The 5,297-nt window shown below is 68.4% G+C and carries 5 protein-coding genes; all 5 read right to left on the bottom strand.

All coding sequences use genetic code 11. The annotated features are described in order from the left end of the window. The coding region (locus ACWGI8_RS38670) for a zinc-dependent alcohol dehydrogenase (protein WP_453668121.1) at positions 1 to 661 on the bottom strand (661 nt) is incomplete at its 3' end. A gap of 26 nt (positions 662 to 687) precedes the next feature. Then, positions 688 to 1,695, bottom strand: a complete 1,008-nt coding sequence (locus ACWGI8_RS38665; protein ID WP_453668120.1) for a zinc-dependent alcohol dehydrogenase family protein — start codon at positions 1,693 to 1,695, stop codon at positions 688 to 690. After that, positions 1,692 to 2,576 (bottom strand): carbohydrate ABC transporter permease, encoded by an 885-nt coding sequence (locus ACWGI8_RS38660; RefSeq protein ID WP_453668119.1) that lies wholly within the window; start codon positions 2,574 to 2,576, stop codon positions 1,692 to 1,694. The genes ACWGI8_RS38665 and ACWGI8_RS38660 overlap by 4 nt, the downstream gene beginning before the upstream one ends. Next, positions 2,573 to 3,532, bottom strand: a complete 960-nt coding sequence (locus tag ACWGI8_RS38655; RefSeq protein ID WP_453668118.1) for a carbohydrate ABC transporter permease — start codon at positions 3,530 to 3,532, stop codon at positions 2,573 to 2,575. Before ACWGI8_RS38655 ends, ACWGI8_RS38660 begins: the two co-directional genes overlap by 4 nt. 81 nt (positions 3,533 to 3,613) lie before the next feature. Further along, positions 3,614 to 4,966, bottom strand: coding sequence for an ABC transporter substrate-binding protein (locus ACWGI8_RS38650; protein ID WP_453668117.1), 1,353 nt, complete (start codon positions 4,964 to 4,966; stop codon positions 3,614 to 3,616). Between the last annotated feature and the right edge of the window lie 331 nt (positions 4,967 to 5,297).

Here is a 5,297-nt window from a genome sequence, read left to right as displayed (position 1 = left end):
GGTCGGCGGCGCCGGCGGGCAGGGCCGCGTCGGCTCCGAGACGCAGGGCGCGATCCCGCTTGCCTGGCAGCAGGTCGGTGACGGCGATCTTCGCGGCGCCCGCGTGCCGGGTGGCAGCGAGGACGAGCAGGCCGATGGGTCCGGCGCCGAGGACGACGACCGTGCGGCCGGTGAGGTCACCGGCCTTCGCCACGGCGTGCACCGGGGTGGCCAGGGGCTCGACGAGGGCGGCTTCGATGTCGGTCATGCCGTCGGGGACGCGGTGGACGCGGTCGGCGGGGATGGTGAACAGGTCGGTCATGGCGCCGGGCGTCTGGCAGCCGAAGACCTTCAGTTCCTGGCAGATGTTGTAGCGGCCGGAGCGGCACTGGGGGCACCGGCCGCAGTACAGGTTGGGTTCGATGATCACCCGGTCGCCGGGCGCGAAGTCCTCGGCTCCCTCCCCTGCCGCGGTGACGACGCCTACCGCCTCGTGACCGGGGCGGTAGGGCAGGTCGATGAAGGGATGGTGGCCGGCCGCCGCATGGGTGTCGGAGCCGCACACGCCGACGACCGTGGTGCGTACGAGGAGTTCGTCGGCCCCGGGTACGGGGGTGGGCACCTGCTCGATCGTGATGTCGTCGAGGGAGCGGACGAGAACGCGGCGAATCTGCTCGGTCATGGAGGGATTCCGTTCGGTGCGGGCGTTCACGCGGAGGCGAGGCCGGGCTGGATCTGGATTTTGCGGCCGAGGCCCGCCTGGAAGCGGGCGATCGCGTCCGGGAACGCCGCCAGGGGGAGGCGGCCGCTGATGAAGACGTCCGGGTCGATGACGCCGGTGGCGAAGAGGTCCGCGGCCCGCTCGAAGCTGTGCAGGACGGCCATGGAGCCGGTGACGGTGATCTCTTCGTTGTAGATCCGGTACGGCTCGATGGTGGCCCGGGTCGCGTAGTCGGCGACCCCGAACTGCAGGTACGTACCGCCCTTGCCGACCCGGCCGAGGGCGTCCTGGATGGCCCGGGCGTTGCCGGTGGCGTCGACGACCAGATCCCAGCCGTACGGCGGCCGGTCGAGCTCGTCGGCGGACGCGGCCCCGGCTGAGCAGCCCAACTGCCGTGCCGTGTCCAGGCGTTCAGCGTTGATGTCCACGACGTCGACGCTCGCGGCGCCGGTGGCCTTGGCAAGCTGGAGCATCATCAGCCCCATCGTCCCCGCGCCGTAGATGAGCACGCGGGAGGCGAGGCGGCTGCGCAGGACGTCGTAGCCGCGTACGGCGCACGACAGCGGCTCGATCAGGGCGGCGTCCTCGGTGCGTACGCCGTCGGGCAGGACCGCGCAGTTGGCGACGGGAGCGGCCACGAACTCGGCGGCGGCGCCCGGGGCTGTGACCCCGATCGCGGCCCACCGTTCGCAGAGGTTGTTGCGGCCGGTACGGCAGTAGTGGCACTCGAAGCAGTAGAGCGACGGGTCGACCGCGACCCGGGTTCCGACAGCGAGTTCGGTGACGGCGGAGCCGACCGCGACGACCTGTCCGGCGAACTCGTGGCCGACGATGACGGGCAGCTTCGGTGCGAACTCGCCTTGGAGGATGTGCAGGTCGGTGCCGCACAGTCCGGTGGCCGCGACCTCGACGACGACCTCGCGCGGGCCGGGGGCGGGGTCGTCGACGGTGGTGATCTCGACGTCCCCGGGCTGGGTGATGACGGCTGCTCTCACTTGACGGCGCCCAGGGAGAGGCCGCGGACGAGCTTGTCCTGGGCGGCGAAACCGGCGATGAGGACGGGCAGCGAGACCAGCGTGGCCGCCGCGCACAGCCGGGCCAGGAACAGGCCCTCGTTGGTGATGAAGCCGACCAGGAACACCGGCGCGGTGGACGCCTGCGTCGCGGTGAGGTTGACGGCGAACATGAACTCGTTCCAGCTGAAGATGAAGCAGATCAGCGAGGTGGCGGCGAGTCCGGGCATGGCGACCGGCGCGACGACCCGCCACAGCACGGTGAACAGGTTGGCGCCGTCGACCTCGGCCGCCTCCAGGATCTCCTTGGGGACCTCGGCGAGGAACGAGCGCATCATCCATACCGCGATCGGGAGGTTCATGGCGGTGTAGAGGACGATCAGCGTCCACACGTTGTCCAGCATCCCGACCTCTTTGACGATCAGGTACACCGGCAGCAGGGCCGCGATCGCCGGGAGGAACTTCGTGGACAGGAAGAAGAACATCACGTCGGTCCACTTCTCGACCGGCTTGATGGACAGCGCGTAGGCCGTCGGCACCGCCAGGGCGAGCACCAGCAGCGTCGAAATGACGCCGGCCATGGCCGAGTTGAGGAGGAAGGGGGTGATGTCCCGGCTGAACAGTGCTTCGTACTGCTCGAAGGTGAACGGGGCGAAGGGGGTCGGCGGGTTGGTCGCCGCGTCGGCCTCCTGGTGGAAGGAGGTGAGCACCATCCACGCCACCGGCGCGAAGAACGCCAGGGTGGCGAGCCAGGCGACGAAGGTCCACAGGGGCGACAGCTGCGGCGCGCCGCCGTGGTCGTCGCGCAGGCGGAGGAGCTTCTTGAGCCTCGCCCCGGGGGCGGCGGCCGTGTGCGCGGTCATCGGGATACCTCCTCGCGGAACAGCGACGCGATGGTCCGCAGGGCGAAGGTCGCGATCACGATCGAGCCGAGTACGACGACGACACCGGCGGCAGCCGCCTCGCCGTAGTCGTACTTGCGGAACATGGTCAGGTAGATCTCGTAGGGCAGGTTCGTCGTCTGCTTGCCGGGGCCGCCCTGGGTGATGGTGTAGACCGCGTCGAAGGTCTGCACGACGTAGATCGTGCCGAGCAGGATGCCCAGTTCGAGGTACTGGCGCAGGTGCGGCAGGGTGATGTGGCGGAAGGTCGCCAGGGCCGACGCCCCGTCGACCTTCGCCGCCTCCAGGACGTCACCCGGCTGTGCCTGCAGGCCGGCCAGCAGGATCAGCATCATGAACGGGGTCCACTGCCACACCAGCGAGATCACGACGGCGGGCATGGGGTACGAGGACACCCAGTCGACCGTGGGGCCGTGGTCGGCGCCGAAGAACTGGTAGACGGCGTTGAGGGTGCCGTTGAGCAGTCCGTAGTCGGGGTTGTAGATGGCGTGCTTCCACAGCAGCGCCGCCGCGACCGGCATCACCAGGAACGGGGCGATGAGCAGGGTGCGGGCCAGCCCGCGGCCGACGAACTTGCGGTCGAGCAGCATCGCCAGACCGAGGCCGAGAAGCGCGCTGATGAGCACCACCGACGCGGTGAGCACGACGGTGTTGAACACCGCCGCGCGCAGCCGCTCGTCGGTGAAGACGAACGCGTAGTTGGACAGACCCGTGAAGTGCCTCTCGCCCGGCTTGAGGATGTTCCACTGGAAGGTGGAGATGACGAGCGTGGCCACGAAGGGCAGCTGCGTGACGACGATGGTGAAGACCAGCGCCGGCAGCAGCGGGATGCGGCGCCGCCATTTGCTGACGCCGGTGGATACCCGCCGGTGGGTGGGCGGTGGTGCTGTCTTGGTGGGAGCGGTGAGCGTGGTCATGAAAACTTTCCTCCGCCGGTGACGACCGGACAGGGCAGCCAGGCCCCGGCCGATCAAGGGACCGGCCGGGCGCTGAAGGGGCTACTTCTGGTAGTTCTTGGCGACTTCCTCGGCGAGCTTCTGGCCGTCGTTCAGCGCCTTGTCCACGCTGGTCTTTCCGGCAATGGCGGCGGAGATCTCCTGGGTGACCTTGGTGCCGAGGTCCTGGAACTCGGGGATGGCCACGTACTGGATGCCCACGGTCGGCCTGGGCTGGACGCCCGGGTCGGCCGGGTCGGCCGCCTCGATGGACTTCAGGGTGATCTCACCGAACGACCCGGCGGCCTTCTGGTACTCGGGGATCTCGTAGGTGCTGGCCCGCTTGCCGGCCGGAACCCGTGACCAGCCGAGCTGCTCGCCGACGAGCTTCTCGTACTTCTTGCTGGAGGCCCACAGCATGAACTGCGAGGCCGCGTCGGCGTTCTTGGTGGTCTTCGGCATGGCCCAGGACCAGGCCCACAGCCAGCCGCTGCTGTCCGTCTCGACGGTCGGGGCATAGGCGTAACCGACCTTGCCGGCGATCTTGCTGGACTTGGCGTCCTCCAGCGACCCGGCCGCGCTGGTCGCGTCGTACCACATCGCGACCTTGCCCTGGCTCATGGCGTTCAGGCACTCGGTGAACCCGGCCTGCGGGGCACCCGCCTCACCGTGCTTGCGCACCAGGTCGACGTAGAAGTTCGTCGCCTCCTTGAACTTGGCGCTGTTGACCTGTGCCTTCCAGTCCTTGGTGAACCAGGTGCCGCCGAAGGTGTTGACCATGGAAGTCAGCGGCGCTCCGAGCTCGCCCCAGCCGGCCAGACCGCGCAGGCAGATGCCCTTCATCCCGGGACGGGCGCCGTCGGCCTTGGCGGCGATGTCGGCGACCTGCTGCCAGGTCGGCCGCTCGGGCACCGTGATGCCCTTCTCCGCCATGACCTCTCTGTTGTACATCAGGAAGGAGGACTCCCCGTAGAACGGCAGGGCGTAGAGCTTGCCGTCCGAGCCGGACATCGACTGCACCATCGGCTTGAGCAGGTCGCCCTTGTCGAAGCTCGTGTCCTTGTCGGCGTAGGAGCCGAGCTCGTGCAGCCAGCCGTTCTTGGTCCAGATGGGCACCTCGTAAGCGCCGATGGTGGCGACGTCGTACTGACCGGCCTGGGTGGCGATGTCCTGGGTGACTTTGTCGCGCAGCTCGTTCTCGGGAAGGATCGTGAAGTTGACCTTGATGCCGGTGTCCTTGGTGAAGGTGTCCTTGGTCAGCTTCGCGATGTCCTCCATCTGCGGGTTGCCGACCATCAGCACATTGATGCTCTTGCCTCCGCTGTCGCTGTTGCCGGCTCCGGCTCCGGAACAGGCGGTGGTGAGGAGAGCGCTGACGGCGGCACCGGCGATGAGGACATGTCTGGTCGATCGCATGTGACGGGGGACCTCTCGTGCGGGTTCCGTCGAGACCTCGACCGAGGCTCGGCGGGTGGAGGAGGGGTGCGGATGCGTCCTTGGGGAGTCGGGCGCGTTTCCATGGCGGAATTATTAGCAGGAGACTGCGCCGTTGTTAACACATCTTGCGAGAAAACTTCTGCGGACTTATCGTCAAACTGTCTCGCAGGGGGCTACGGGACTCCACCGAACAGGCCCCAGCCCCAGCCCTCGCCCTTCTCACCGCCGTCCCCGAGGAACCCGCATGAGCGCCAGACCGGAACCCGTAGAGCAGCCTGCCGTCGTCGTCGCCGGAGACGCGCTGGTGGAC

Source organism: Streptomyces sp. NPDC054841 (assembly GCF_053611045.1).
This window is presented reverse-complemented; position numbering and strand designations above follow the sequence as displayed.

What these genes read in the sequence shown, in the direction of transcription:
- ACWGI8_RS38660 (WP_453668119.1), bottom strand. Translation starts at nt 2,576, where the DNA reads ATGACCGCGCACACGGCCGCCGCCCCCGGGGCGAGGCTCAAGAAGCTC.
- ACWGI8_RS38655 (WP_453668118.1), bottom strand. Translation starts at nt 3,532, where the DNA reads ATGACCACGCTCACCGCTCCCACCAAGACAGCACCACCGCCCACCCAC.
- ACWGI8_RS38650 (WP_453668117.1), bottom strand. Translation starts at nt 4,966, where the DNA reads ATGCGATCGACCAGACATGTCCTCATCGCCGGTGCCGCCGTCAGCGCT.